The 26186-nt window shown below is 59.8% G+C and carries 28 protein-coding genes; 15 read left to right on the forward strand and 13 right to left on the reverse strand.

The window, feature by feature from the left end; all coding sequences use genetic code 11:
• Positions 1 to 8: 8 nt before the first annotated feature.
• The 3 genes from dctP to BMZ91_RS13130 are packed head-to-tail and all read right to left on the reverse strand — an operon-like array spanning position 9 to position 2809.
• Positions 9 to 998, reverse strand: coding sequence for a TRAP transporter substrate-binding protein DctP (gene dctP, locus BMZ91_RS13120; protein WP_092839621.1), 990 nt, complete (start codon positions 996 to 998; stop codon positions 9 to 11).
• Between the two features lie 39 nt (positions 999 to 1037).
• Positions 1038 to 2342, reverse strand: a complete 1305-nt coding sequence (locus tag BMZ91_RS13125) for a TRAP transporter large permease (protein WP_092839624.1) — start codon at positions 2340 to 2342, stop codon at positions 1038 to 1040.
• Positions 2339 to 2809, reverse strand: a complete 471-nt coding sequence (locus tag BMZ91_RS13130) for a TRAP transporter small permease (protein WP_092839626.1) — start codon at positions 2807 to 2809, stop codon at positions 2339 to 2341. The genes BMZ91_RS13125 and BMZ91_RS13130 overlap by 4 nt, the downstream gene beginning before the upstream one ends.
• Before the next feature lie 110 nt (positions 2810 to 2919).
• Between BMZ91_RS13130 and BMZ91_RS13135 the strand changes: the two genes are divergently transcribed.
• The gene (locus tag BMZ91_RS13135; protein WP_092839629.1) at positions 2920 to 3873 is read left to right on the forward strand and encodes a LysR family transcriptional regulator; all 954 of its coding nucleotides are present in this window, start codon (positions 2920 to 2922) and stop codon (positions 3871 to 3873) included.
• Here the strand turns inward: BMZ91_RS13135 and BMZ91_RS13140 are convergent.
• Complete coding sequence (locus BMZ91_RS13140) at positions 3845 to 4723, reverse strand: MurR/RpiR family transcriptional regulator (protein ID WP_092839812.1); 879 nt, start codon at positions 4721 to 4723, stop codon at positions 3845 to 3847. The genes BMZ91_RS13135 and BMZ91_RS13140 overlap by 29 nt on opposite strands.
• Before the next feature lie 149 nt (positions 4724 to 4872).
• On the opposite strand from BMZ91_RS13140, the gene BMZ91_RS13145 reads away from it, so the two are divergent.
• The 7 genes from BMZ91_RS13145 to BMZ91_RS13175 all read left to right on the forward strand — a co-directional run bounded on the left by BMZ91_RS13145 (position 4873) and on the right by BMZ91_RS13175 (position 12704).
• Positions 4873 to 5664, forward strand: a complete 792-nt coding sequence (locus BMZ91_RS13145) for an N-formylglutamate amidohydrolase (RefSeq protein WP_092839632.1) — start codon at positions 4873 to 4875, stop codon at positions 5662 to 5664.
• On the forward strand, positions 5657 to 6253 hold the full coding sequence (locus tag BMZ91_RS13150) for a TRAP transporter small permease subunit (protein ID WP_092839635.1): 597 nt from the start codon (positions 5657 to 5659) through the stop codon (positions 6251 to 6253). The genes BMZ91_RS13145 and BMZ91_RS13150 overlap by 8 nt, the downstream gene beginning before the upstream one ends.
• The gene (locus BMZ91_RS13155; RefSeq protein ID WP_092839638.1) at positions 6253 to 7575 is read left to right on the forward strand and encodes a TRAP transporter large permease; all 1323 of its coding nucleotides are present in this window, start codon (positions 6253 to 6255) and stop codon (positions 7573 to 7575) included. The genes BMZ91_RS13150 and BMZ91_RS13155 overlap by 1 nt, the downstream gene beginning before the upstream one ends.
• A gap of 52 nt (positions 7576 to 7627) precedes the next feature.
• Positions 7628 to 8668 (forward strand): TRAP transporter substrate-binding protein, encoded by a 1041-nt coding sequence (locus tag BMZ91_RS13160; protein WP_092839641.1) that lies wholly within the window; start codon positions 7628 to 7630, stop codon positions 8666 to 8668.
• A 73-nt stretch (positions 8669 to 8741) separates the two neighbouring features.
• Positions 8742 to 10103 carry a glutamine synthetase family protein gene (locus BMZ91_RS13165; protein WP_092839645.1) on the forward strand — a complete coding sequence of 454 codons (1362 nt, stop codon included), beginning with the start codon at positions 8742 to 8744 and terminating at the stop codon, positions 10101 to 10103.
• Between the two features lie 79 nt (positions 10104 to 10182).
• Positions 10183 to 11562, forward strand: coding sequence for an aldehyde dehydrogenase family protein (locus BMZ91_RS13170; protein WP_425441575.1), 1380 nt, complete (start codon positions 10183 to 10185; stop codon positions 11560 to 11562).
• The gene (locus BMZ91_RS13175; protein ID WP_092839648.1) at positions 11559 to 12704 is read left to right on the forward strand and encodes an iron-containing alcohol dehydrogenase; all 1146 of its coding nucleotides are present in this window, start codon (positions 11559 to 11561) and stop codon (positions 12702 to 12704) included. Before BMZ91_RS13170 ends, BMZ91_RS13175 begins: the two co-directional genes overlap by 4 nt.
• A 399-nt stretch (positions 12705 to 13103) precedes the next feature.
• Here BMZ91_RS13175 and BMZ91_RS13180 read toward each other — a convergent pair whose 3' ends face one another.
• From BMZ91_RS13180 to BMZ91_RS13195, 4 genes are all read right to left on the reverse strand, one after another.
• Positions 13104 to 13376: a DUF6525 family protein gene (locus BMZ91_RS13180; RefSeq protein ID WP_092839651.1), complete on the reverse strand. Its 273-nt coding sequence runs from the start codon at positions 13374 to 13376 to the stop codon at positions 13104 to 13106.
• Positions 13373 to 14008 (reverse strand): DUF1826 domain-containing protein, encoded by a 636-nt coding sequence (locus BMZ91_RS13185; RefSeq protein WP_092839654.1) that lies wholly within the window; start codon positions 14006 to 14008, stop codon positions 13373 to 13375. The genes BMZ91_RS13180 and BMZ91_RS13185 overlap by 4 nt, the downstream gene beginning before the upstream one ends.
• Positions 14005 to 15225, reverse strand: a complete 1221-nt coding sequence (locus tag BMZ91_RS13190; protein ID WP_092839818.1) for a GTP-binding protein — start codon at positions 15223 to 15225, stop codon at positions 14005 to 14007. The genes BMZ91_RS13185 and BMZ91_RS13190 overlap by 4 nt, the downstream gene beginning before the upstream one ends.
• 205 nt (positions 15226 to 15430) lie before the next feature.
• Positions 15431 to 16552: a CobW family GTP-binding protein gene (locus tag BMZ91_RS13195; protein ID WP_092839657.1), complete on the reverse strand. Its 1122-nt coding sequence runs from the start codon at positions 16550 to 16552 to the stop codon at positions 15431 to 15433.
• 87 nt (positions 16553 to 16639) lie between these two features.
• On the opposite strand from BMZ91_RS13195, the gene hisI reads away from it, so the two are divergent.
• On the forward strand, positions 16640 to 17113 hold the full coding sequence (gene hisI, locus BMZ91_RS13200; RefSeq protein WP_092839821.1) for a phosphoribosyl-AMP cyclohydrolase: 474 nt from the start codon (positions 16640 to 16642) through the stop codon (positions 17111 to 17113).
• A gap of 32 nt (positions 17114 to 17145) precedes the next feature.
• Positions 17146 to 17370, forward strand: a complete 225-nt coding sequence (locus tag BMZ91_RS13205; protein ID WP_092839661.1) for a hypothetical protein — start codon at positions 17146 to 17148, stop codon at positions 17368 to 17370.
• Between the two features lie 99 nt (positions 17371 to 17469).
• Here the strand turns inward: BMZ91_RS13205 and BMZ91_RS13210 are convergent, their stop codons facing one another.
• Entirely contained in the window at positions 17470 to 18534 is a 1065-nt protein-coding gene (locus BMZ91_RS13210; RefSeq protein ID WP_092839664.1) for a zinc ABC transporter substrate-binding protein, read from the reverse strand.
• 56 nt (positions 18535 to 18590) lie between these two features.
• On the opposite strand from BMZ91_RS13210, the gene BMZ91_RS13215 reads away from it, so the two are divergent.
• From BMZ91_RS13215 to BMZ91_RS13225, 3 genes are read left to right on the forward strand one after another with little or no spacing between them, the layout of a single operon-like run.
• A complete protein-coding gene (locus BMZ91_RS13215) occupies positions 18591 to 19109 on the forward strand; it encodes a helix-turn-helix domain-containing protein (RefSeq protein ID WP_092839667.1) in 519 nt (172 codons plus the stop codon).
• On the forward strand, positions 19106 to 19870 hold the full coding sequence (locus tag BMZ91_RS13220; RefSeq protein WP_092839670.1) for an ATP-binding cassette domain-containing protein: 765 nt from the start codon (positions 19106 to 19108) through the stop codon (positions 19868 to 19870). The genes BMZ91_RS13215 and BMZ91_RS13220 overlap by 4 nt, the downstream gene beginning before the upstream one ends.
• Positions 19870 to 20658 carry a metal ABC transporter permease gene (locus tag BMZ91_RS13225; RefSeq protein WP_092839673.1) on the forward strand — a complete coding sequence of 263 codons (789 nt, stop codon included), beginning with the start codon at positions 19870 to 19872 and terminating at the stop codon, positions 20656 to 20658. Before BMZ91_RS13220 ends, BMZ91_RS13225 begins: the two co-directional genes overlap by 1 nt.
• A 406-nt stretch (positions 20659 to 21064) precedes the next feature.
• Here the strand turns inward: BMZ91_RS13225 and BMZ91_RS13230 are convergent, their stop codons facing one another.
• From BMZ91_RS13230 to BMZ91_RS13245, 4 genes are all read right to left on the reverse strand, one after another.
• On the reverse strand, positions 21065 to 21505 hold the full coding sequence (locus BMZ91_RS13230) for a transposase (RefSeq protein WP_092839676.1): 441 nt from the start codon (positions 21503 to 21505) through the stop codon (positions 21065 to 21067).
• Between the two features lie 3 nt (positions 21506 to 21508).
• Positions 21509 to 22030 carry an IS110 family transposase gene (locus BMZ91_RS13235; protein ID WP_092839679.1) on the reverse strand — a complete coding sequence of 174 codons (522 nt, stop codon included), beginning with the start codon at positions 22028 to 22030 and terminating at the stop codon, positions 21509 to 21511.
• Positions 22031 to 22349: 319 nt separating this feature from the next.
• Positions 22350 to 23513, reverse strand: coding sequence for an NAD(P)/FAD-dependent oxidoreductase (locus BMZ91_RS13240; protein ID WP_092839682.1), 1164 nt, complete (start codon positions 23511 to 23513; stop codon positions 22350 to 22352).
• 4 nt (positions 23514 to 23517) lie between these two features.
• Entirely contained in the window at positions 23518 to 23973 is a 456-nt protein-coding gene (locus BMZ91_RS13245) for an Lrp/AsnC family transcriptional regulator (RefSeq protein WP_092839685.1), read from the reverse strand.
• Between the two features lie 118 nt (positions 23974 to 24091).
• On the opposite strand from BMZ91_RS13245, the gene BMZ91_RS13250 reads away from it, so the two are divergent.
• Positions 24092 to 25138, forward strand: a complete 1047-nt coding sequence (locus BMZ91_RS13250; protein ID WP_092839688.1) for a Leu/Phe/Val dehydrogenase — start codon at positions 24092 to 24094, stop codon at positions 25136 to 25138.
• Between the two features lie 89 nt (positions 25139 to 25227).
• Positions 25228 to 26145: an orotidine 5-phosphate decarboxylase gene (locus tag BMZ91_RS13255; RefSeq protein ID WP_092839691.1), complete on the forward strand. Its 918-nt coding sequence runs from the start codon at positions 25228 to 25230 to the stop codon at positions 26143 to 26145.
• Positions 26146 to 26186: the final 41 nt, after the last annotated feature.

The raw sequence follows: 26186 nt of genomic DNA on the forward strand, positions 1-26186 counted from the left end.
CAGCGGCCTTACTTGCCGATTTGATCAAGAATGCCCTGGCCCCATTCAACGCCGACATCCTCAAGCACAACCGGCCAGACATCGGCACGTACCTTGGCGGCCATGGCGGCAAGCTGTTCATCGGACAGTTCGACCACAGTGGTGCCAAGATCATCGGCAAGGCGCTGTTCGTTCTTGCCCTGATCGGCCTCGGCCACGGTCCAGCGGGTCGCCTCGAACGCTTCGGCCTCGGCCTTGAGCGCGGCCTGATCCTCGGCGTCAAGCTCGGCCAGGCTTTCGTTCGAGATGATCATATACCAGACCTCGAAATGGGTATTGGCGGGGATATAGGTTTTGGTCACATCACGGAACGAGGCGTAATAGCCCTCGGCACCCGACCCGATAACGCCATCGACAACGCCGGTCTGAATGGCGGTGAAGGCCTCGGAGAACGGGATTGGCGACGGGATATAGCCAAGCGCCTCACCGGTCAGCTGGAACGACTTGATGCCGGGCACGCGTACCTTGATGCCGTTGGGCGAGGGATCGCCGGGATGCACCGCGTCGGTGTTGAGGGCAATACCGCCGAAATAAACCGGATAGGCCGCCAGCATGGTGATGTCCTGCTTGGCATAAAGCTCGCCCATGACGTTGCGCACAACGCCGCCGGGGCCGTAAATCTCACGCGCCTGCGCCCAGTTGGCGGCCAGAAACGGAAAAGAACTGATCTGCATCTTGCGATCAGCCGCCGTTGCGGCGGGCTGGGTGGCCATGTCGATGGCGCCGACGCTGATGCGTTCCTGCACCGAGGTATAATCGCCAAGCGCAGAGGCCGGGAACAGGCTGATCTTGACGTCACCGCCGGTGGCCGCAGCGACCTTATCGGCAAATGCGCGCAACTCGACGTCGATGGTGGTGTCCTGCGGGCGCACGTGGCTCATCTTAAGGTCGGCCGCCGAGGCGATGCTGCCAAGGGCCAGAAGGGCGGCGGTCGCCGTGCCAAGCATAAAGTGTTTCATTTCAGTATCTCCTTGTTGGGTGTTCAGGGTTTTTTGTGATTACGGGGCATAGCCAAACAGTCGCGGCAGGTAGAGCGACAGGTCCGGCCAAAGCGACGTGAGAAAGACGACCGGCACATAGCCCGTCACGATCAAGAGCATGGCAGGCGGGATCACCTTGGTCACCTTGACCTTGCCGATCCGCGCCCCGAGATAAAGGATCGAGGCATAGGGCGGCGTGACCCCACCCATGGCGGTATTGACGCCCATGATCGCGGCGAACTGTACCGGGCTGACGCCAATCGCATTCATCAGCGGCAACAAAAGCGGCGCGATCAGGATGATGGCGGTGACGTCATTGACCACCATGCCGACCAGAAACAGCAGGATGTTGATCAGGATCAGCAGCAAAACCTTGTCGTCGGTCAGCGAGAAGATCGAACTTACAAGCGCCTGCGGGATCGCCTCCATCACGAAAATCTGGCTCAGGATCATCGAGAACAGGATCATCAGCATGATTGCGCCCACGGCGGTCGCGGCCTCCTGGCCTGCACTCAGGAAATTCTCCCACCTCAGACCCTTGTAGATCAAAAAGCCAACCGGCACCGCATAGATCACCGACACGGCGGCAGCCTCGGTCGGGGTCATGATGCCGCCATAGATGCCGCCAAGAATGATCACTGGCATCAAAAGCGCCGGAAAGGCGTGAAAGCCGCGTTGCGCCACCTGGGTGCTCAGCTCGGAAAAGCTCGGCTTGTCGTCCAGGATAAGGTTGAACTTGCGGCTCATCCAGAGATTCACGACCGAGAAATTGAACATGATCAAAAGGCCCGGCCCAAGCGTCGCCAGAAAACAGGCCAGGATCGAAGTATCGGTGACCCAGCCATAGACGATCATCGTCACCGATGGCGGGATCAACAGGCCAAGGATCGACGAATTGGCGATCAGCGCAGTGGCATATTCACGCGGATAGCCGCGCTTTTCCATCTCGGGAATGAGCAGCGGACCAATCGCCGCGATCCCGGTCAGACCAGAGCCGGAAATCGCACCGATCACCGCGCAAGACACTGCCGCCACCACGCCAAGCCCGCCGCGAACATGACCGATAAAGGCGCTCACGAAGCGCAGCAAAGAGGCGGCGATGCCGCTTTCCGACATGATCGTACCGGCAAGAACAAACAGAGGGATGGCAAGCAGGACCGGGTTGCTAAGCTGCTGAAACCCCCAGAGCATATTGCCCTTCATGGTCACGTCGCCGATGAAATACATCGCCATCAACGCGCCGCCAAAACAATAGGGCAGCGGCACGCCAAGCGTCAGGAACAGCACCAGAACGGCGATGGCCAGAAGAGCAACTTCGATCATTGGGCCGATCCTTTGGTCAATGCGCGGATATGGGTCAGAAGGTGCCAGGCGGTATAGACCATCATCAGCGCCAACCCGACAAACAGCGCCACGTCGGAATAAAACGTCGGAATATAAAGCGTCGGGCTTTCGCGCCAGACCCGCCAGGCATAGCGCGTGTAATCCCAGGCCCAGCTTAGCAACCAAAGCCCGACAACAAGGCTTATGATCTCGCCGACAATCGCCAGAATGGTATGGCCGCGAGCCGTCTTGACGAATATTTCCAGAACATTGGCGCGGATATGGGTGTTTTCACGCGAGGCATTGACCGCGCCCAGAATATAAAGCCAAAGCGTCGGATAAAGCATGGTTTCCTCAAGCCCCATCACCGGAATTTGCAGCACATAGCGCGTGATCACCTGCACGAACTGGCCAAGGGCCACCACGCAGATCAATGCGGTCAGCAGATATTTCGAAAACCTGTCCATAATTCCCCCGACGACTCGACCGGTCATTCAGCAATAGCTTGACGCCCGGCGGCATATAAAATCAAATTGGAAAAAACGTTCAATCCATAGATTAGGCTTATACCCCTGCCATGAACCTCACTTTTCGCCAGCTTCATACCTTCCGCGAGGTGATCCGTTCGGGGTCAATCAGCGGCGCGGCGCGCACACTGGGGCGCACGCAACCCGCCGTCAGTTCCATGATCGCCGGGCTAGAGGATGAGTTGGGCTTTGCCCTATTCTTGCGCGAGCATGGCAAGCTTACCCCGACGCCCGAGGCGCAGTTTTTCCTTGAGGAATGCGAGGATATTCTCGACCGGCTGGATCAGACCAAACGCACCCTCGGCGGCATCGGCAATCTGTCGGCCGGGCGATTGCGGATTGCCTGTCATCCGGCGGCGTCGGGTTTTTTCATGCCGATGGTCCTGACCGATTTCCTGCGTTACAAGCCGGGGATCGAAGTATCGCTGATGATGCGCTCGTCGACCGTGATCGAAGATCTGATCGCCTCGCAGCAATTCGATGTGGGCTTTGCCGAGGCGCCGATGCCGCGCGCCTCGATCAGGCAACAGGATTTCGATATGGAATGCGTCTGTGCCCTGCCTGCGGGCGATCCATTGGCGGCGCGCGATTGCGTAACCGCGCGCGATCTTGATGGCGCCGCGCTCGCCACGTTGTTTGCCGAGCACACCACCTATGCCCAGACCTGTCGCGCCTTCGAGGCGGCCGATTGCACCTTTCAACGGCGCTTTGAGTTGCAGACATTTCTACCCGGGCTTCGCTTTGTCGAGGCCGGGTTATGCGCCATGATCTGCGATATGATCACCGCCCACACCCATCTTCAAAGCAACAGCGCGGGCACGATCCGGTTTCGCCGCTTTGCGCCAAAAATCACCAGCAAAGTGTCGATCCTGACGCCCGCGCACAGCCCGCAATCGGTGATCGCGGCGGCGTTTTGTGCGCATCTGGCAGGCCATGTCAGCGCGCTTCAGGCGGATATGCAGGCCGGTCTGGCCGCTATTTCTGAAACAGACGGGTCGCGTTGAACAGCTCGTCAAGTCGCTCGTAACGCTCACGCGTGGCGGGCCAGCGTTCTTCCTGTGCGGCGGCGATCAACGCCTCAAGCAACATCATCGTCGAAACATTCGAATCCCACGCCGAGGGGATTTCGACCCAGCAATTGAAGGTATGGCGTGCCAGATCGGCAATCGGGCTGACCCATTGATCGGTGATCAGGATAACCCGCACACCGCGCGCCGTCGCAAGCTCGGCCAGCCGCAAGAGGTTGGTTTCATAGCGCCGGATATCGAACATCAAAAGCGTGTCGCCCTCGGCCATATCGAGCACATAGTGCGGCCATGTCGCCGATGAGGCCGTCATATGCGTAACCCGCTCGCGCACCGCCTGAAAATGGGTAAATGCATAATCGGCAAGCGCCCGCGTGATGCGCCCGCCCACCACGTAAAGCCGCCCCGATGTATCGGCGAGATCGCGCGCCGCCCGATCAAAGCGGTCGCTGTCGATATTGGCAAAGGTCTGTTCGATGTTCTGGGTCACCGCCTGGGCAAACCGGTTGAGGTGATGCGTGGCCGGCGCCTCGCTTGCCCAATTGGCGCGGCGTTGGGTGGGCCCCGAAACCTTGGCCTCAAGCTCTTTCAGCAAGGCCTGATGAAATTGCGGATAGCCCTTGAAGCCCAGCTTTTGCACCATCCGCGCCACGGTCGGGGTCGAAACACCTGCATTCGCCGCCACGATAGTGATCGAGGCCAGCCCCGCCGCCGGATAGCTGTCAAGCAAGGCCTGCGCAAATTTACGCTCGGATTGGGTGAGCGCGCTGTAATGATCACGGATCAGTTCGCGCACCGTTGCTGTGGGCTGGGCCGGTGTCGTGGTCACATCACAAATCCTGTTTTGGATGCCGTCCTTTGAGGCAGGTTGTTCATCATAGCGCGGCGCGGCAAGACAATCACCGCAGCGAGGCTGAAAACATATTGACATAAATATTGCCTCGTGAAAACATCTTTACAAATGCCAGTGGGGACAAAATGCAAGCCAATCCGGAAAGGGATGATTCTGACGCTGTTGAGGTATTGAACCCACAAGGTCGCGGTGCGGCCCTGATCCTGTGCGAACATGCCTCAAACCATATTCCCGCGCGTTATCATGGCCTTGGCCTAAAAGAGAGTGACCGGACAAGCCATGCGGCCTGGGATCCGGGCGCGCGCGATGTGGCGCTTGGCCTGATGCGCGCGCTTGATGCGCCGCTGATCGCCTCGACCGTGTCGCGGCTGGTCTACGACTGTAACCGCCCGCCCGAGGCGCCAAGCGCGATGCCCGAGCGATCCGAAGTGATCGAGGTGCCCGGCAATCGCGATCTGAGCGAGGCCGCCCGACGTGAGCGTGTGGACGCCGTCTATACCCCGTTTTGTAATGCCGTCAGCGCCCTGACCGCCACGCGCAAGGCGGCCGGTCTTGTTACGCATCTGATCACCATCCACAGCTTTACGCCGCTTTATTACGGCAAGCCGCGTGATTGCGAGATCGGGATCTTGCACGACAGCGATAGCCGTCTGGCCGATGCGATGCTGAGCGAGGCACACAGATTGCCCACCCGCGTGATCCGGCGCAACGATCCTTATGGGCCAGAGGATGGTGTGACCCATTCGCTCAAGCTGCACGGAATTGCGCAGGGCCTGGCGAATGTGATGATCGAAATCCGCAACGAACTTTTGGTTGGCGCAGAGGCGCAACACGCAATGATCGACGAGCTTTTGACGCTCTTGCGCCCGGCGATGGCAACGCTTGATCAGCAAGCCCCCGGAGGGACGCATGCCTAGATTTATCCTGTCCTATATCCGCTCGATTGACGCGATGAACCGCTTTATCGGGCGCTTTGCGATGTACCTCATCTTTGCGCTGATCGGGGTGTTGCTCTGGTCGTCGTTTTCCAAGGCGTTTTTCACGCCGTCGCACTGGACGCTTGAAACCGCACAATTCGTGATGGTCGCCTATTACGTGCTTGGCGGCCCCTATTCGATTCAGCTAGGATCGAACGTGCGGATGGATTTGTTCTATGGCGGCTGGTCGGTCCGGCAACGGGCTTGGTTTGACGCCTTTACCGTGTTGTTTCTGCTGTTTTATCTCGGCATGCTTTTATACGGCGCGATTAGCTCGACCGCCTATTCCCTTGGCTATTTTGGCACCGAACCCTTTGCCTTTTTCTGGGATCTTTTCGTGACCTTTGTCACCCAAGGCCCAAGCGCCGCCACCGAGAAAATCGGCTTTATGGAGCGCAGCCCGACCGCCTGGCGCCCATATATCTGGCCGGTCAAGACCATCCTGTGCATCGGGGTTTTCCTGATGCTGCTGCAATCCCTAGCCGAATTTTTCCGCGACATCGGCCGTATCCGTGAAGAGGCGCTCTGATGTCCTATGAAATGATCGCCATTTTGATGTTCAGCTCGATGATGCTGATGCTTCTGACCGGCCAGCGGGTATTTGGCGCCATCGGCTTTGTCGGGGCCTTTGCCGGGCTGATGCTCTGGGGGACGGGCGGGGCGGATATGCCGTTTTCCGCCGCTATGAAGCTGATGAAATGGTATCCGCTTCTGACGCTGCCGATGTTCATTTTCATGGGCTATGTGCTGTCGGAAAGCAAAATCGCTGATGACCTTTACAAGATGTTTCACGTCTGGATGGGCCCGGTGCGCGGCGGTCTGGCCATCGGCACCATCGGGTTGATGGTGCTTATTTCAGCGATGAACGGCCTGTCGGTGGCGGGCATGGCGATTGGCGCGACCATTGCCCTGCCCGAGCTTTTGAAACGCGGCTATGACAAGATCATGGTGACCGGCGTAATTCAGGCGGGATCAAGCCTCGGCATCCTTGTGCCACCCTCGGTGGTGCTGGTGCTTTACGCGATGATCGCACGCCAACCGGTTGGGCAACTCTGGCTCGCGGGTGTCATTCCGGGGCTGATGATGGCGACGATGTTCATCATCTATATCTATGTACGCTGCCGGATACAGCCAGAGCTTGGCCCGGTCCTGCCGCCCGAAGAACGCGACGTGCCCTTGGCCGAAAAGCTGCGCCTGCTGCGCGCCGGGCTTTTGCCGCTCGTGATTTTCGCGGTGATGATGGTGCCCTTTGTCAAAGGCTATACCTCGCTTGTCGAAAGCTCGGCGATTGGCGCGATGGCGGCCTTTGTCGCGGCGGTGATCAAGGGGCGGATGACCCGCGAGGTTTTCGAGACCTCGGTGCGCTCGACCCTGGCGATTTCCTGCATGTTCATGTGGATTATTCTTGCCGCCTTGGGCTTTGGCGCGATTTTTGACGGGCTTGGCGCGGTCAAGGCGATTGATCATCTCTTTACCGAACAACTCGGGTTTGGCCCCTGGACGATCCTGATCCTGATGCAGCTTAGCTTTATCCTGATGGGCACCTTTCTCGATGACACTGCAATGCTTGTCATCGTGGCGCCGCTTTACGTGCCGCTGGTCGGTTCGATGGGGTTCGATCTGGTGTGGTATGGTGTACTCTATACGATCACCTGTCAGATTGCTTATATGACGCCGCCGTTTGGCTATAACCTGTTTTTGATGCGCGCGATGGCCCCGCCCGAGATTTCGATCCGGGATATCTATCGCTCGATCATACCCTTTGTGCTTGTGATGACCTTTGCGCTGGCGATGGTGATCATCTTCCCGCAGATCGCGCTCTGGCTGCCGAATTACGTGTACGGGAAATAACCCCAAGAACTCCGCCAACGGAGCATGAAGATAACCAACCAAGGAGAGATCAATGACCACCACCAGACGTTCATTCCTTCGCGCCGCGACACTGGGCGGCGCCGCAACATTGGCCAGCCCGGCCATTGTCCACGCCCAGGCCCCGATCAAATGGCGCTTTCAAACCTATGCCGGTGCGGCCTTGGGTGAGTTTGTGACCAAACCGGCCATCGACTTCATCAACAACGCCGCCAATGGCGAGATGGAGATCGAGCTTTATTATGCCGATCAGATCGTGCCCACCGGTGAGCTTTTCCAGGCGCTTCAGCGCGGCACCATCGACGGGGTCCACTCAGACGACGATTCAATGGCGTCCCCGACGCCGCTTCAGGTCTTTGGCGGCTACTTCCCGCTGGCCACCAAGCACGCACTTGATGTGCCGGTGCTGTTTGACCAATACGGGCTGGCCGATATCTGGCGCTCGGAATACGAGAAAGTCGGCGTGACATGGCTCTCGGCTGCGGGGCAAGACCCCTGTAACTTCAACACCAAGAAAGAGATCACATCGCTGGCCGATCTTGATGGGCTCAAGCTTTACACCTTCCCCACTGCGGGGCGGTTCCTGTCGCAATTCGGCGTGGTGCCGGTGTCGATCCCCTATGAGGATGCCGAAGTCGCGGTGCAAACCGGCGAGCTTGACGGCATGGCATGGTCGGGCATCACAGAGGATTATACCGTCGGCTGGGCCAATGTGACCGACTATTTCCTGACCAACAACATCTCGGGCGCCTGGATCGGGTCGTTCTATGTGAACCAGAAAATGTGGGCCGACTTGCCAGAGCATCTCAAGGCCGTTGTCATGGCCGGGATCGAGGCCAGCCACACCTATCGCAACCAGTGGTACTGGGGCGGTGAGGCGCGCCTGCGCTCGACTGGGGATCAGCTCAAGCTGCGCTCGATCCCGCAGGAAGAATGGAAGACCGTCGAAGAGGCAGCCGTCACGTTCTGGGATGAAATCGCCCAAGAAGGCGAAGTCCACGCGAAAATCGTCAAGATCTTCCGCGACTATAACGACGTTACAAGCAAGGCTGGCCCGCCCTATACCTTCGGCTAAGCCCCTTGCCCCGGCGCGGTGCCGTGCCGGGGCGCACCAATTGTTATGCCTTCAATCACACAGGAAATTCCCCATGTCAGGCCCGCTGAGTTTCGAGACCCTAAAAACCCAAGTTGCCGCCGGCGAAGTGGATACCGTTCTGGCCTGCCTTGTCGATATGCAGGGCCGCCTGATGGGCAAGCGGTTTCACGCGGGCCATTTCATTGCCAGCGCCTGGGAAGAAACCCATTGCTGCAACTACCTGTTGGCCACCGATCTTGAGATGACCACCCCCGAGGGCTTTGCCTCGACCAGCTGGGAAAAGGGTTATGGCGATTACGTGATGAAGCCGGATCTGAGCACCCTGCGCCCGATGCCCTGGCTTGAGGGCACGGTTCTGGTGCTTTGCGATGTGCTTGATCACCACACCCAAGAGGACGTGCCGCATTCGCCGCGCGCCATGCTCAAGACACAGCTCAAGCGGCTTGAGGCGCTTGGCTTTGACGCGATGATGGCGACCGAGCTGGAGTTTTTCCTCTTCGAGCAAAGCTTTGATGAGTTGCGCAAATCGGGCTATCGCGATCTGGTGCCGATCTCGGGTTATAACGAGGATTACAACATCTTCCAGACCACCAAGGAAGAACACGTGATGCGCCCGGTGCGCAATCATCTCTGGAACGCGGGCCTGCCGATCGAGAATTCCAAGGGCGAGGCCGAGGCCGGTCAGGAAGAGCTTAACATCAAATACGCGCCCGCCCTCGATACCGCCGATTATCACACCATCGCCAAGCACGCGATCAAGGAAATCGCCTGGCAGCAAGGGCACGCGGCAAGTTTTCTGCCAAAATGGGATCACAGCCGCGTCGGTTCGTCCAGCCACGTGCATCAGTCTTTGTGGAAAGACGGAAAACCGGCGTTTCATGACCCGAACGACAGCCTTGGCATGAGCCAACTGATGAAGCATTACATGGCCGGATTGCTGAAATACGCGCCCGATTACACCTATTTTCTTGCGCCCTATATCAACAGCTACAAGCGCTTTCAAAAGGGCACATTCGCGCCGACACGCACGATCTGGTCAGTGGACAATCGCACCGCCGGTTTCCGCCTCTGCGGTGAAGGCAGCAAGGCGGTGCGCGTCGAGTGCCGGGTTGGTGGGTCTGACCTGAACCCCTACCTCGCGATGGCGGCGCAATTGGCGGCCGGCATCAAGGGCATCGAGGATGCGCTTGACCTGGCCCCGCCCACGGTGGGCGACGCCTATGCGGGCGATACCGGGCTGATCCCGCAAACGCTGCGCGACGCCTATGTGACGCTCAAAGGGTCTGACATGCTGCGCGCGGCCTTTGGCGACGATGTGATCGACCACTACGCCCGTGCCGCCGAAGTCGAGATCGAGGATTTTGACCGCGTTGTGACCGATTACGAGGTGGCGCGCGGGTTTGAACGGGCGTAACAGCCACGCCGTTGGACTTGAGTATTTTTGCCAAGAAGAAACAGGGCGAGTGCGCTTGCCCGTGACCAAGGATGCAATCATGCAGACATTGAAATGTATCTCACCCATCGACGGATCGGTCTTTGCCACCCGCGAGGTTTTGAGTGTTGAGGCGGCGCAGGAAGTCGCCACGCGCGCCCGCGCGGCACAGGTCGCATGGGCCGCGCGCCCCTTGCAGGAGCGGATAGATCTGGTGATGGCAGGCGTCGCCGCCGTTGGCGAGATGAACGACGAGATCGTGCCGGAACTGGCGCATATGATGGGGCGGCCGATCCGCTATGGCGGCGAATTTGGCGGCTTCAACGAGCGCGCCAGCCATATGGCCGCCATTGCCAGGGACGCGCTGGCCGATATCGCCGTGGGCGAGGATGAGACGTTTTTGCGTTATATCAAACGCGTCCCGCATGGCGTGGTGTTTGTCGTAGCGCCGTGGAATTACCCCTATATGACCGCGATCAATACCGTGGCGCCGGCGCTTATTGCCGGGAATACGATGATCCTCAAGCACGCCACGCAAACGCTGTTGGCGGGCGAGCGGATGGCACGCGCCTTTCACGCCGCAGGGGTGCCAGAGGATGTCTTTCAGAACGTGTTTCTGGATCACGACACCACATCCACCCTGATCGCCGCCCGCGCCTTTGATTTCGTCAATTTCACCGGCTCGGTTGGTGGCGGGCGCGCGATGGAGCGTGCGGCGGCAGGCACCTTTACCGGTCTTGGGCTGGAGCTGGGTGGCAAGGATCCCGGCTATGTCATGCAGGACGCCGATCTTGACGCCGCTGTCGACACGCTGATTGACGGGGCGATGTTCAATTCGGGGCAATGCTGTTGCGGGATCGAGCGGATTTATGTCCACGAGAGTCTTTATGACGCCTTTGTCGAAAAGGCCGTGGCGATTGTGAAGGGCTATACCCTTGGCAACCCTCTGGACGCAGAAACCACAATCGGCCCGATGGCCAATGTGCGCTTTGCAACCGAGGTGCGCGGGCAGATCGCCGAGGCGCTGAAAATGGGGGCTGTGGCGCATATCCCGGCGATGCCGGGCGATGATGGCGCCGCCTATCTCACGCCGCAGATTTTGACCGATGTGAACCACGACATGCGCGTCATGCGCGACGAAAGCTTTGGCCCGGTTGTGGGGATCATGCCGGTCAAAGACGACACCGAGGCCATTGCCCTGATGAACGATAGCGAATTCGGCCTGACCGCCAGCCTCTGGACCGCCGATGTTGCGCGCGCACAGAGGGTGGGTGATCAGATCGAGACCGGCACCATTTTTCTCAATCGCGCCGATTACCTTGATCCGGGCCTGTGCTGGACGGGTTGCAAGAATACCGGTCGCGGCGGTGGCCTGTCGGTGATCGGCTATCACAATCTGACACGTCCCAAATCCTACCATCTCAAGAAGGTGACACAATGAGCCTGACAGGAAACTGGTCCTATCCGACCACAATGAAATTCGGCGCTGGCCGGATCAAGGAACTGCCCGCTGCCTGTGCGCAGGCTGGGATCAAACGCCCGCTGCTGGTGACAGACAAAGGCTTGGCCAACCTGCCCGTCACCCAGGCCACGCTTGACATCATGGAGGCCGCCGACCTTGGCCGCGCGATATTTTCCGAGGTCGATCCAAACCCGAACGAGATCAACCTTGCCGCCGGTGTCGCCGCCTATAAGGCGGGCGACCATGACGGGGTAATCGCCTTTGGCGGCGGTTCGGGGCTCGATCTGGGCAAGATGGTCGCTTTCATGGCCGGACAAACCCGGCCGGTCTGGGATTACGAGGATGTCGGCGATTGGTGGACCCGCGCCAACAGCGATGCCATCGCGCCAATCATCGCCGTGCCCACCACTGCGGGCACCGGATCAGAGGTCGGGCGCGCATCGGTGATCACCAATTCCGTGACCCATGTGAAAAAGATCATCTTTCACCCCAAGGTCCTGCCCGCCGTGGTGATCTGCGATCCCGAACTAACCGTCGGCATGCCGAAATTCATCACCGCCGGCACCGGGCTTGACGCCTTCGCCCATTGCGTCGAGGCATTTTCAAGCCCGCATTACCACCCGATGAGCCAAGGCATTGCGCTTGAGGGCATGCGCCTTGTCATCAACTACCTGCCGCGCGCCTATAGTGATGGTACCGATATCGAGGCCCGCGCCCAAATGATGAGCGCCGCCGCCATGGGCGCCACCGCGTTTCAGAAAGGCCTTGGCGCGATCCACGCCATGAGCCACCCCATCGGCGCCGTCTTCAACACCCACCACGGCACCACCAATGCGGTCTGCATGCCTGCGGTGCTTGACCTCAACGCCGATGTAATCGCCGAACGGTTTGACCGCGCGACGGGTTATCTTGGCATTTCCGGCGGCTTCGATGGCTTTCGCAGCTTCGTGCAGGAATTCAACGACAGCCTTGGCATCCCGCGCCACCTCTCTGATCTTGGCGTCACCGCCGAAGCGATCCCCGATCTGGTGGCCGGCGCAATTACCGACCCAAGCTGTGGCGGCAACCCTGTCACCTTGACCGAAGAGAACCTGACCGCTCTCTTCCACGCCGCCCTGTAACCCGGCCCAAAGGGCCCGAAGACGCGCACTTGTGTTTCTTCTGGCTCTAAATATCTACCGTGTTGCTTCGGTCGACACCTGGTAGCAACGAAAGCATGGGCAAAAAGCGTGTAAACGCCAAAAATCGGAACGCTTTTTGCCCATGCGATTTCAGCAGAGCAGTCGTTCGTCTTTCGCGCGGCGGATTCAACGAGAGAGCCCACAGCAGAAGTCTTAATTCCTCGCTGCGCGCGCTCGCGACACAAATTTCTTTGCATCTGCGCAAGTTTGAACGCTGCGTGGCAGCGGGGAAATGGACGCTAATGCTCCGCGCGGCGAAATTCACGTGATCAACTTTCAGGTCGCGGAAAAACTCGACCTTCGTTGCGGCTGCACCGATGGCAACTCTTCATAAGCGTTTCAGTTCTGCAGATTGAAATCAAAGAGTGTCGAGTGCCGATCTCGGGCAAGTGTTTTAACCTCGGCCTTGTTCAGCGACTTAAGTATTTCCTCTTGCGTCAGGCCCTTGGAGCGCAATGTCGACCACAAGCGTCGCGCCGATGCAGGCGACCAGGGTAAGGCGGCGACTGATAGCCACTGTCTCAGCGGGGCGGGCAAGCCATCATAGGCCGACATGGGATCACCAGACCGACGTTTGTGACGCAGACTGCTTTGTCCAAGATTTCCGCTCATATTTCATCTTCCGGATCAGTCACGGGATCGAGCACGAGGACCAGCCGGGTTTCGCCCGTGCCTTCGATGGGCGGTGAGCGATGCAGCAAACCGGAGGACGGCTCAGCGGGCCAAAGCGTTCCGCGCAACAGGATGGGTGAGCCAGTCTGAACCGTGAAGAAGCGTTGCGGGTCAGCCCCGTCGGACGATATCCCGTATTGCGTTCCGGTGCCCCGATAGGTGCACACAAGCCGCGCGGTAATGGCGTCGACGTGGAACTTGCGGCAGGCATTGGTGGTTACCACGTCCAACCGAAGCCGCAAGAACCTTGCCTTCATCAGGTCCGAAAACATGTCGGCCAACCCGACAATGTCCTGCTGAAGCCAGTCACGTTCTGACCCGTCAGGCAGATTGGCCATATCAAAGAGGTGCTGCACGGCCTCACCAACGGCGTGCAGCGGGAGGATAACCCGCGCCCGTGGTAAACCTTCGCTGTCAATGCCATCCAACCAGACTTCCACGTCAGGGGGCATTTTCCGACGCCAGATTGCAGCGGCACATCCGGGCTGCACGAAAGTGCCCAGGTCAGCTGGATCATCTGCCATGCCAACCCCGATAGCCGCATCCTTGACGGTTCTTCTGACCAAATTCATGCAGCGTCCTCGACATGGCGCCAACCTGGGAACGGATCGGGCAGGTCTAGCGGCAAGGCGTCCGGTCCGGCCGCCAGGACAGCGGGCACCACGCAGGTATCCAGTTTTGCCTTGAGAACCGCCCAGTCAATGCCCGCGCCGATAAAGACCAGTTCCTGCCGCCGGTCGCCCCAAGGCTCCGCCCAGTGTTGTTTGATGTAATCGGATGCCGTGACATGTTCGGGCCACCGTTCCCGGGGTACGTTCGCCCACCAGGTCCCGATAGGTTTGACGCTCGACAACGATCCCGCAAGCGAAAATTCCGCCACCCATTCGGGTCGGGTTGCGATCCAGAAATGCCCCTTGGCCCTGATAACGCTGGGCATGTCTCCGTTCAGTACGGCGAGGATTTTCTCGGGGATAAACGGGGCCTTGGCGCGATACACATAGGAGGCCACGCCGTATTCCTCGGTCTCGGGCACGTGGTCGGCAAAGCCGTAGAGTTCCTTTGCCCACATCGGGTGCTCATGGGCCTGATCGAAATCAAAGAGGCCTGTGTCGAGGATCTTTTCGGCCGCGACGCGCGACTGGTTGGTCTCGATGACCTGTGCATCCGCATTTAGGCTTCTGATAATCTTGCGCGCTGCGTCGACCTTATCGGGGCCTGCATCATCGACTTTGTTCAGGATCACGACATCGGCAAATTCGATCTGGTCAGTCAGCAGATGCACAAGGGTGCGTTCGTCTTCCTCGCCCATCGTTTCGCCGCGGTCGCGCAGGAAATCGTGGCTGGCGTAATCGTTCAGAAGGTTCACGGCATCCACCACCGTGACCATCGTATCGAGACGGGCCACATCCGACAGGCTGTCGCCGAATTCATCGCGGAAATCGAAGGTGGCGGCGACGGGCAGCGGCTCGGAGATCCCGGTGGATTCGATCAACAGATAGTCAAACCGCCCCTCGCCAGCCAGCTTGCGCACCTCATCAAGCAGGTCATCGCGCAGGGTGCAGCAGATGCAGCCGTTCGACATCTCCACCAGTGTTTCGTCCCTGCGACTTAGTTCGGTGTCAGCGCGGACCAGATCCGCATCGATGTTCACCTCAGACATGTCGTTGACGATCACTGCGACCCGCCGTCCGTCCCTGTTGTTGAGAACGCGATTGAGAAGCGTGGTCTTGCCAGCCCCAAGGAAGCCGGACAGGACAGTTACGGGAAGGCGGGAGTCTGTATCTTTCATGGGGACCTCATTCATCAATGGTTTTGGGTAGGTGGGAACATCGAATTCGGTTCGCAGAACCCGCATTTCTCTAAGTCCCTATGCGCAATCATGACTGCGCCCCCAGCGACTTGACCAGCCTGGCTCGGGCCAAATGGGCACTGGTACTGGGCGGGAGCAGCCAGAGCATTGGGCGGATCATGGAGTTGAATGCACGCTGCATGAGTCAGAATGGCATCTCTGTGGTGTGCACAAGACTACCGTCGGCGCGCGTTTCTTGCGGTCGCATCCGCAACGTCTCCAGACTGCCCCTCAGGTGGCTTTTGTCGATATCGCGCGCAATGACCACGACGCGGCTTGTCGTGTCTTTGCCAGACCAGGATTTCAGCGGCACAGGGGCGTCGAAAATATGTTGTACACCGTGAAACACGAAGGGCCAGTCGATGCCCTCTACGTGAACGATACCCTTTATTCTCAATATATCCGGACCCTTGAGTGCGATCAGCGTATCAAGCCAGAAGTCAAAGACGTCAGCCGGGATTGGCTCGGCCACTTCGATGGAGGCAGAGCCGATGCGGCTGTCGTGATGCGCATGGGCTCCAAGGCTGGCCATGGGTTGAGCCGCAGGCGTTTTGGGGGCCAGGCCTGAAAGGCCCGCCAATGGGTCAGGCTTGGAACTGGACACACCAAGCCAATCCGAAAGCTCATCTGATGTCACGCCCTCGCGCATGGCCGTAAGGTTGAAAAGGCTACCAGGGGCGATCCGCCCCTGATCACCAAGCACGACCCGCGCCGTGCTATTGATACCGTGCAGTCGGTCCGTGAGGCGATCAAGCTGCGAGGTTGAGACAAGATCGGTTTTTGTGATGACCAGCAAATCAGCCATGGCCACTTGGTTCACCGCCTCGAATTGCGCATCAAGCGTGCGCGGGCCGTTTGCGGCATCGGCCAGCGTCACGATCCCGTCCATCCGGTAATGGGGCGCGATCAGGTCATCGACGATCAGGGTATGATGGATCGGCCCCGGATCCGCGATCCCGGTGGTCTCGATCACGACACGATCAAACGCCAACTCCCCGCGCTTGCGACGCGCCATGAGCGATGCCATCGTTTTCGCCAGATCGCCGCGGATCGAGCAGCACAGGCAACCCGACTGCATGAGCACGGTTTCCTCGGTCGCCTCCTCGATCAGGTCATGATCAAGACCGACATCCCCGAATTCGTTCATCACAACGGCAATGCGCCCCGCGTCCGGATCGCGGATCAAATGGTTCAAGAGAGTCGTCTTGCCAGCACCTAAAAAACCGGTCAGCAAGGTAACAGGCACCCTGTCATCTTCGCGCTCCATAAAGACGTCCCCTCTGTTCGATCTTGATCCGATCAGCAATTTATGTTTGTTACGTTATATCATAATATTCCGCAAGAGGATCAAATCATGTCGAGCATCTCTTTTCACCCGCGCCAATCGCTCGAACAGGTCGAAGAGGGATGCATGCTTGCACCGAAATTCGGTGTGGACGGGCTCGTTCCCTGCGTCACCACCGATGCAACCAGCCACGAGGTTCTGATGCTGGGCTGGATGAACGCCGAAGCGCTGCGCCGAACGCTGGAAACCGGCGAAGCGCATTACTTCAGCCGCTCACGACAAGTGATGTGGCGCAAGGGAGCCACCTCGGGTCTTGTCCAAAATGTGGTAGAGGCGCGGATCGACGATGACCAGGACGCGATCTGGCTTCGGGTCGAGATTGGGGGCGCGGGTGCGTCCTGCCATGTCGGCTATCGGTCATGTTTCTACAGAGCGATCCCAACCGTAGAAAACGCGGGAGACCCGTTGATGTTCACGGAAAGCGCGAAAACGTTTGATCCAGTCGCCGTCTATGGCGATGCGCCCAATCCAACGCTACTGTGAGCCTCGCTGCGGGTATGCGCGACAGGGCAGCGATGCTGTGGCACGTCCAGCGCGTCAAACGCATGGTTCGCGAACGGATGCCCCTTGGAAACCATGCGCTTGTTTCAGTTGCCGAGGTTCCCTGTGATGACCCCGCTTGTCCGGGTCCAGCGACCCAGATCACGATCCTTGGTCTCGATATGGTCCGGCGCGGGTTTGTGATCCATGTGCCGGTCGCGGCGATCACCGAGGCCGATCTTGCCGCGATCAGCGCCTAGGGCCGCCAATCGCGGCTTGGCCCGGCCAGGCCTCACAACACAGAACAAATGGCCGTCCGCGTGCCACAAAAGAAACTCGGCGGCACGCGGTCAAAGCGTCTAGAGACAGTCGGCAAGCGCCGTGGCAAGGCTACGCAGGACGTTGCCATAAAGGTCCTGCCCCGGTTCCAGGTCAGAGCCCAAGGGATCGAGAACCCCGGTGTTTGCTTCAGAGCCTTCCATCACCGCGGCCACGATGCCCGGACTGAATTGTGGCTCCGACAAAACACAAGTCACACCCTGTTCTGCCACTCGTGCCTGAATCTCGGCAATACGGGCCGGGCTGGGGTCGGAGGCGTCGGACACAGAAATCGCGCCCGAGGCGGGAAAATCGAACGCTGTCTCAAAATACTGATAGGCGTCATGGAAGACAATAAAGTTGCGGTCCCTCACCGGATCGAGGATTGCGTTGATTTCGGCACTCAGCGTGGCCAGCTCCTCACGGCCTGCGGCTGCATTGGCGAAGTAAGCGCCCGCATTGTCCGGGTCAGCAGCGGAAAGTTGTGCCGCAATGGCATTCAGCCAGACTGCGCCATTGTCAGGCGACAACCAGGCGTGTGAGTCGTGCTCGCCATGGTCGTGCCCTTCATGCCCGTCAGCTTCGGCATGGTCTTCGTGGTCGTGATCATCATGCCCCGCTTCTTCGGCATGTTCCTCGTGGTCATGCTCATCATGGTCATCGCCGTCAGCGTGTTCTTCATGGTCATGATCGTCGTGGTCGTCATGATCATCGCCATCCGCATGATCGTCATGAGCATGTGCTTCAAACAAGGCATTTTCCCGGAACGGAAGCACCGTTGCGCCGTCAACCTCTAGCAGTTCCGTAACGTTCGCGTCGCTGGTCAATGTGTCGATCGCATCTGCCATCCAGGGCGTCAGGTCGGGGCCGATCCAGAACACCAGATCGGCCTCCTGCAACGCGGCCGCCTCTGATGGGCGAAGGCTATATTCGTGCGGGCTTGCCCCAGGCGCCACGATCAAGGATGGCTCGCCCACCCCCTGCATCACGCGCGCCACGAGCGAATGCACAGGGGCGATATCTGCAGCCACGCTTGGTACATCGGCCATAGCTGTACCGCCAAGCAGGGTTGCGGCAACAGACAAGGGAATGAGGTTTCTGGACATATCTTACTCCATGTGATTATATAACGTTACATTTTGGGTATAGGAAATGAGATAACATGACAAGTGCTGCCCAAGCAGGAAAACCTGTGCCCAGCGATCCGATCGGGTTCGAAAAACACGATCATGGGTCCTGCATGACTGCGGGTCTTTCAGCCGCCGAAGCGCATTGTTTGGCGGAAGGTCTGCGTTTCACACCGGTCCGCCGCAAGGCACTGGAAATCCTCTTGCAAGAGCATCGCGCCCTTGGGGCCTATGAAATGCTCGACAGGTTGCGCGATGCAGGGTTCGGCTCGCAACCGCCCGTGGCTTACCGGGCACTTGAATTCCTCGTCGCCAACGGTTTTGCGCACAAGATCGAACGCCTTAATGCCTTTATCGCCTGCGCCCACCCTGGGGCCAAGCACTCCCCTGCGTTCATGATCTGCCGACTTTGCGATTCGGTGGCCGAGGCACAATCTTCGCCAGCGCGCGGAGCCCTTGGAGAGGCGGCGCGCGCCACAGGTTTCAAGATAGAGCGGACCGTTGTCGAGGCTGAAGGCATCTGTCCCGTTTGTGTGGATAAGGCTGACGCATGAGCCTGATCGCGGCGGAGAATATCAGTGTCAGCTATGGCGCGAACATGGTTTTGCGTGACGTGTCCCTGGCGGTAGAGCCGGGCGAGATCGTGACCATCGTCGGGCCGAACGGATCCGGCAAGACCACACTTTTGAAATTGCTCATCGGCGCGGAACGACCGCAATCAGGGCTGATCACGCGCAAATCCGGGCTGCGTATCGGTTATGTCCCGCAGAAGCTTCACATTGATCCGACCCTGCCAATCACGGTAGAACGGTTTCTCCGCCTTCCTGGCGGCACCACGCGCGCGGCCTGCGCGACTGCGTTAGAAAAGGCTGGTGTGCCTGGCCTGTCCCACCGCCAGATGTCCGCATTGTCGGGGGGGCAGTTCCAACGGGTGCTTCTGGCGCGCGCGCTCATCAACGAGCCGGACCTGCTATTGCTGGACGAGGCGACACAAGGGCTGGACCAGCCCGGTTCCGCCGCCTTCTACCTTCAGATCGAGGAGGTTCGTCAAAAAACCGGATGCGCCATCCTGATGATCAGCCACGAATTGCATGTGGTTATGGCCGCTTCGGACCGGGTGATCTGCCTCAATGGTCACGTCTGTTGCGAAGGCGCGCCCGAAATCGTCTCTGCCGCGCCGGAATACCGCGCGCTTTTCGGCACAGGTACCGGGGGCGCGCTGGCCCTGTATCGGCACGAGCATAACCATACACATGATGAAACCTGCACGCACAACCATGCGCCGCAGGACAAAGAGACTGAGGCGGCCGAATAATGCTGGATGATTTCATGACACGCGCTGCGCTGGCAGGTGTCGGCGTGGCCCTTGCGGCGGCCCCCTTGGGCAGTTTCGTGGTCTGGCGGCGTATGGCCTATTTCGGCGACGCCACAGCCCATGCCGCCATTCTTGGGGTGGCCTTGTCACTGGCGCTTCAGATATCCGTCTTTGCTGGTGCGGTGGCCGTTGCGTTGGCGATGGCGCTGACCGTCACGTTGCTGACCGGGCGGGGCTATGCAATGGACACGCTTCTGGGCGTGCTGGCGCATTCCGCGCTGGCCTTCGGGCTGGTCGCAGTCTCTTTCCTGTCCGGCATTCGTATTGACCTCATGGCCTACCTCTTCGGAGATATCCTGGCCGTGTCACGCGGCGATCTGGCCGTGATTTGGGGCGGTGCGGCGCTCGTCGTCGGATTGATCGGCTGGCGCTGGTCTGCGCTGCTCACCTCCACCATCAGCGCGGAACTTGCCTATGCCAGCGGGATCGACCCGAAGCGCGAACAATTGATCCTGACATTATCGCTCGCCATCACTGTGGCTGTAGCAATCAAGGTGGTGGGCGTGTTGCTGATCGCCGCCATGCTGATCATTCCCGCAGCCGCCGCCCGCCCTCTATCGCGCACACCTGAGCAGATGGCCTTCACCGCGGCGGGTATCGGAAGTGCGTCTGCTGTGATCGGCTTGCACGCAGCCTATGCGCTCGACACGCCAGCGGGACCATCCATCGTCTGCGTCGCAGCACTCGTATTTTTGGCGACCAGTATTCTGCAAAGTGTGCGATCCTGAAGAGCGTAAGTACCCGAGAAACAGAGCGTGGCGTTTTTCGGCAGTGATGTTAACTTTCTGCCGTGAAGCCTTTCCATCGCATTGAATGACCTGTCTGGCATCGCAAGCGGTACTGCAGCTTCAACCGCTCGGCGCGGGCGGATGCTGCGTAAGCAATAGCTGCGATTGCATAGGTCCGCTTCGTCCTGTCTATCGATACCATTAAAACCGCGCTAGCGAAGTACGGTTTGGATTTGACTTCATTGTGCCAACTTAAATGACCGCTTCCGCGATTTGAGCTGCGACGCAGCGACGATCTCGCCGCGTTTGCAAAGCGATGCTGCGTCAGCGAAGAAGAAAAACCCAAGGTCAGCATTGTCCGCATCTTACCAGTTCATCGAGCCCGCAGCGAATGGCGGCGGTTGATTTATGCTGCGCCGTAGCGATTTGACGCCCGCCCTTCCTTGAGAACCGCGTTCATGATCACGATGAGCTTGCGCATGATGGCGGTGAGGATCACCTTTGACGGCTTTCCGCGCGCTTTCAGTTTGGCGGCTAAGTCACGGATCGCCGGGTTGCTGCGTAGAGCCGACAGTGCTGCCATGTAAAGACTGGCTCGCACATCCTTTCGACCGCCTGCGACATGGCGACGACCCTGATAGGTGCCAGAATCCTTTGCATATGGGGACAGCCCAACAATCGCTGCGGCCTCGCCTTTGGTTAACGACCCAAGTTCCGGCAGGTAGGCCAGACAGGCCGATGCTGTCTTGGGACCGATCCCCTTGATAGATTGCATCAGCTCGGCCTTGCGTTTGAATGCGGGGGTGGCGGCAACCAGCTCCGCGATCTGTTTGTCCAGCCCTGTCATCTCTCACGTCATGGACCGGACATGCCGTTGCAGCGAAAGACGCACCGTTTTGACTGCCGCATGTTCAAGCCGGTTCTGCTCAATCCGCGTGATCTTCGCCAGATCATCGCGACGGCGGCGCAAAGCTCGGAGTTCTTCAGCTTGCGGATCGGTTGGCTCCCAGAGAGGCAGCCCATCCGACTTCTGCGCGAACAGAGCCAGCATCCGCGCGTCGATGGAATCTGTCTTCGATACCAGGCCCGGAAACCGCGCGAAATTGCGCGTCCTGGTGCCATGCGCGCGATGCACCGGCAAGTTGGCGGCAGCGCAGCAGGCCAGGACATGCCGCTCGTAGCCACCCGAGGCTTCGCAAATGGCGAAGGGTGTTTCCTGATTGTCGAATTTTCGAAGCAGCTTGTTGATCGTTTTTGGGGTGTTGGCGATCACTATTTTCTGATCTTCCGGCATCAAATGCACCGTCAGACTGGCTTTGGAAACTTCGAATGCAATGATGCGCTTTGGCGCGTATTGAGTTGAAATGCTCATGTTAGTATCCTGATCCTTGATTATGTGCGGCCGCGAAGGCCCTTCTACCGTTCGGATGGCCGGACATATGGCGCGGCGAGTGGCGAGATATTTTACGACCGTAAAGCCACCAGCTTCAGGTCTTCCTAGGGGGCGCCCGCCCGCCACCAGCTCACCGGATGGCCACCCGGAAAACCGACCGCCCTCACCATCCCACACAAGGAATCAGGGGCAATGACAAACACATAATCCCAGGGGGTTTGGGGGACAGCTTCCCCCATTTATAACGCGGTTTGGGGGACAGCGTCTCCCATCCTGTCCTTGCCTCGCAACGCTGCCCTCAAAACCTGGCGCGGATCGCCAGCACCGTAAGACGCGGCAAACGCAGGATGACCCGCGCAAGGATATCGCCATATTCTACCTCGCCCGCCATCAGACGCAGGTATTGCATCCGAAGCGTCGAGGATCGCCGAAAGGCGCGGGCAAATCCGGCCTCCATGGCGGGTAAAAAGATCACCGGCCGGATCATCCGCGCCATGCGCAGCGCGCGGTGAATGGGGCGCAGGTGACGGCGATAGAGCGCCAGTGCTGTCTCAGGGCGCGCGCGCTTCAGCGCCTCGATCCCGGCCTCTGCCGCAAGCTGGCCGCTGTGCAACGCATAGCCGATGCCCTCGCCGGTGATCGGGTCGACAAGCCCGGCCGCATCGCCTGCCAGCAATACCGCCCCCTGCCCCGGCACCTTGCGGAAATCGCCGAATGGCAGGAACTGCCCCTTAAAGCTGCGGGTCTCGGCCTCAACCCCCAAGAGCGCGCAATACTCGGCCATGGCAACCTTCATATCCGGATTTTTCGCCAGCAATCCGCCCACCCCGATGGTGGTCGAACAGCGCTTGGGAAAAGACCAGCCATAGCCCCATTTCGCCGCGGCAAGGTCGATGCGAATGGGCGCGCTTGGGTCCACGTGGTCGCCCCCGGCCTCGATCTCAAGGCCAAAACCGACCTCGGCGCGATCAAACGCCTGCCCGAACAGCGCCTTGGCCACCTGGCTATTGGCGCCATCGGCCCCGATCAGCACGTCAAACCCGATCCGCCGCCCATCCTTGAGGGTCAGGGCCTTGGCCTTCACGTCAATCTCGGCGACGCTCACCCCGGTGAAATCTACCGCCCCCGTGCCAAGCGCCTGCGCGCAGATCATCGCATCCATATCGCGCCGCATTGTCGCGCAAAGCGCGGGCGCATCGCTGATCACGCCCATCGGCGCGCCGCGAAACCGGAAATCGACAGTGGTCTTGCGGTCCTCGGGCCCAAACGGCATCTCATGGCCGAAAATCTCGGCATAATGGCGGCGCGCGCGCCCGGTGACCAATCCGCCACAGAGCTTGTCGCGCGGAAAGGCCTTGCGATCAATCAGCGCCACGCGCAAGCCCGCCCTTGCCGCCGTAAAGGCTGCCGCCCCGCCGGCCGGGCCCGCGCCGATGACCACGATATCAAATGTCTGCGCCATGATCTCAGACCTCGGGCAAGGCATCGCGGCGGATCATCGTGCGCAAGGCAAAACTTGACCGCATTGATCGGATTCCCGGCGTCTGCATCAAGCCATCCTCCAGAAACCGGTCAAACCCGGCAAGGTCGGCGGCCACCACCCGGATAAGAACATCCCGCGTGCCGGTCATCAGATAGCATTCCATCACCTCATCAAAGCGGCGCAACCAGGTTTCGAACTTGGAAATGGCGTCGCGGGTGTGATTCTCCAGCTCGACAAAGATAAACACGTTGAGCGGCAGGCCAAGCTTGTCCTGATCGACGCGCGCTGCATAACCGGTGATCATCCCAGAGGATTCAAGCCGGGCAATACGCCGGGCCAATGGTGTCGTCGAAAGCCCCACCTGCGCCGACAGATCGGCCAGTTTGAGTCGTCCATCGCGTTGCAGGGCGGCGATGATCTGGCGGTCAATCTTGTCCATTTCCCTAAAACCTCGGCTCTCGTTAGGGGTTTCACCTAAAGGTCACCCAGATGTGACCTGATTTTGCTGTTTTTTCGCGCAGGCCAGCCCTTACGTTATATCGCAGGAGGATACCACCATGCTCACACGCCTTGCGTCAACAAGCCACGAAGAACTGTACCGGGTCGACGATCCTGAAACCGGCCTGCGCGGGTTTATCGCGCTGCATTCCACCCGGCTTGGGCCGGCGGCGGGGGGCCTGCGGATGCGGGTCTATGACGGGGACGCTGCGGCGATTGACGATGTTCTCAATCTGTCGCGCGGGATGAGTTACAAGAATGCCGCTGCGGGCCTGCCCTTGGGCGGTGGCAAGGCGGTGATCATGGGCGATCCGGCCCGCGACAAGACCCCCGCATTGCTGCGCGCCATGGGCCGGGCGATCGAGGCCTTGCAGGGCCGTTACTGGACTGCCGAGGATATGGGCATGGCGCCCGACGATATGGCGGAAATTGCCCGCGAGACGCGCTTTGTCGCCGGTCTTGATCACGGTCAGCACGCCAGCGGCGATCCCTCGCCGATCACAGCAAAGGGCGTGTTCAACGCCATGCGCGCCGGTGCCGCAGAGGTGTTTGGCAGCGATGATTTGCGCAGTCGCCATGTGGCGGTTCAGGGGCTTGGCCATGTCGGCTGGCATTTGTGTCGGCTTTTGCACGAGGCTGGCGCGCACCTGAGCGTGGCGGACATGAATGCGGGGCGCGTGGCCAACGCCGTCAGCGAGTTCGGGGCATGCGCCGTGGCTCCTGAACAGATACACGCCACCGAGGCTGATATTTTCGCCCCCTGCGCGGTTGGTGGCATTCTGAACGCCCGCACCATTCCCGAGATTCGCGCGCGCCTCGTGGTCGGCGCCGCCAATAATCAGCTTGCGATGCCCGAGGACGGCGATGCCCTGCATGCGCGCGGCATTCTCTATCTGCCCGATTACGTGGCCAATGGCGGCGGGATCATCAATGTCGCAGCCGAGATCCTGCGGATCACCGACAGCGGGCCTTGGGTCGCCGAACGCCTTGACGCGATGCAAGCCACCATGACGCAGATCCTGAACCGTGCCAAAGGCGAGGGCCTCAGCCCCGCGCCGATTGCCGACCGGATGATTGAAGATCAGCTTTTGCAGGTGGCCGTCTGATGGCAATCCCATGCCACTGCGCGCAGCCGTGAATTGAGCCTTGCTCCGGGGCCTGTTAGGCTATGCCCATACAGCCCCGGAGACCCGCCATGCTACGCCCGTTTGCTTTATCTCTGATCCTTGGCCTTGCCGGTGCGGCGCAGGCCCAGAACACCCTGAGCGACCGGGTCACGCTCAGCCATGGCAGCTATTCTTCGGGCGGCGGCCTCACCATCGCCGCCGAGTTGCGGCCCAAGGACGGCCGCACCGCGCTTTGCGGCACATGGGCGCAAAGTGAACGCCAGTCGAGCTATACCTCGGGCACCGCCCGCAACATCGTGCAGCTCGCCAGCGTCTATGTCAAAGGGCAGCGGATCTACCAGGATCTTGGCTTCATGCCACAAACCGCGCCGCGACTGGATTATGCTGGCGCGCCCGCGCGCTGTGTGCTGACCGACCTGCCATGGCGCGCGGGGCGTGTCCCCGAGGTCTTCTTGCCGCGCCAGCAGATCAGCCATAGCGCTGGCGGCGGCAGCGATCGCAACATTACCTTTCGCCAGACCGGCGCAGGAGCCATGGGCCAGGGGCTCGAACTGGTGCCGTTCCTGACGCGCAACAGCCACCTTCTGCGCCTTGCGCCGGGGCCGACTGTGGCCGAGGGGCGCTATAGCTCTGGTGGAGGGGTTCGCCTGGCCGCCGAAATGGTCTCGGTGAACGGGAACGCGCATCTCTGTGGGGTATGGTCTGACCTTCCGGGACAGGTGGACAGGACTGCGCCGCTGGGCCACGAAATCCTGCGCCGGAGCAGCGCCCGGCAAGGCGGCAAGACCGTGTTGAAGGATCTGAGCGGATTGCGCCGCGTGCGGGCGCGCGCGGATTATACCGGCGTGGATGCAACCTGTCTCGACACCGGAGCCCCCTGGACAGCGCAGCATGCAAGCAAGGCCCTGAGCCTACGCCTGCCCGCCCAGATCGTCTATCGCAGCACCACGGCGCAAGGCCGCGAAGTGATCCGGTTTCAACCTTAAAGCGGACCATAGCGATCTGATGTGGTTTCGTAGGGTGGGTG

Origin of the sequence: Roseovarius lutimaris, assembly GCF_900115165.1 — a bacterium.
Taxonomy (GTDB): Bacteria; Pseudomonadota; Alphaproteobacteria; order Rhodobacterales; family Rhodobacteraceae; genus Roseovarius; species Roseovarius lutimaris.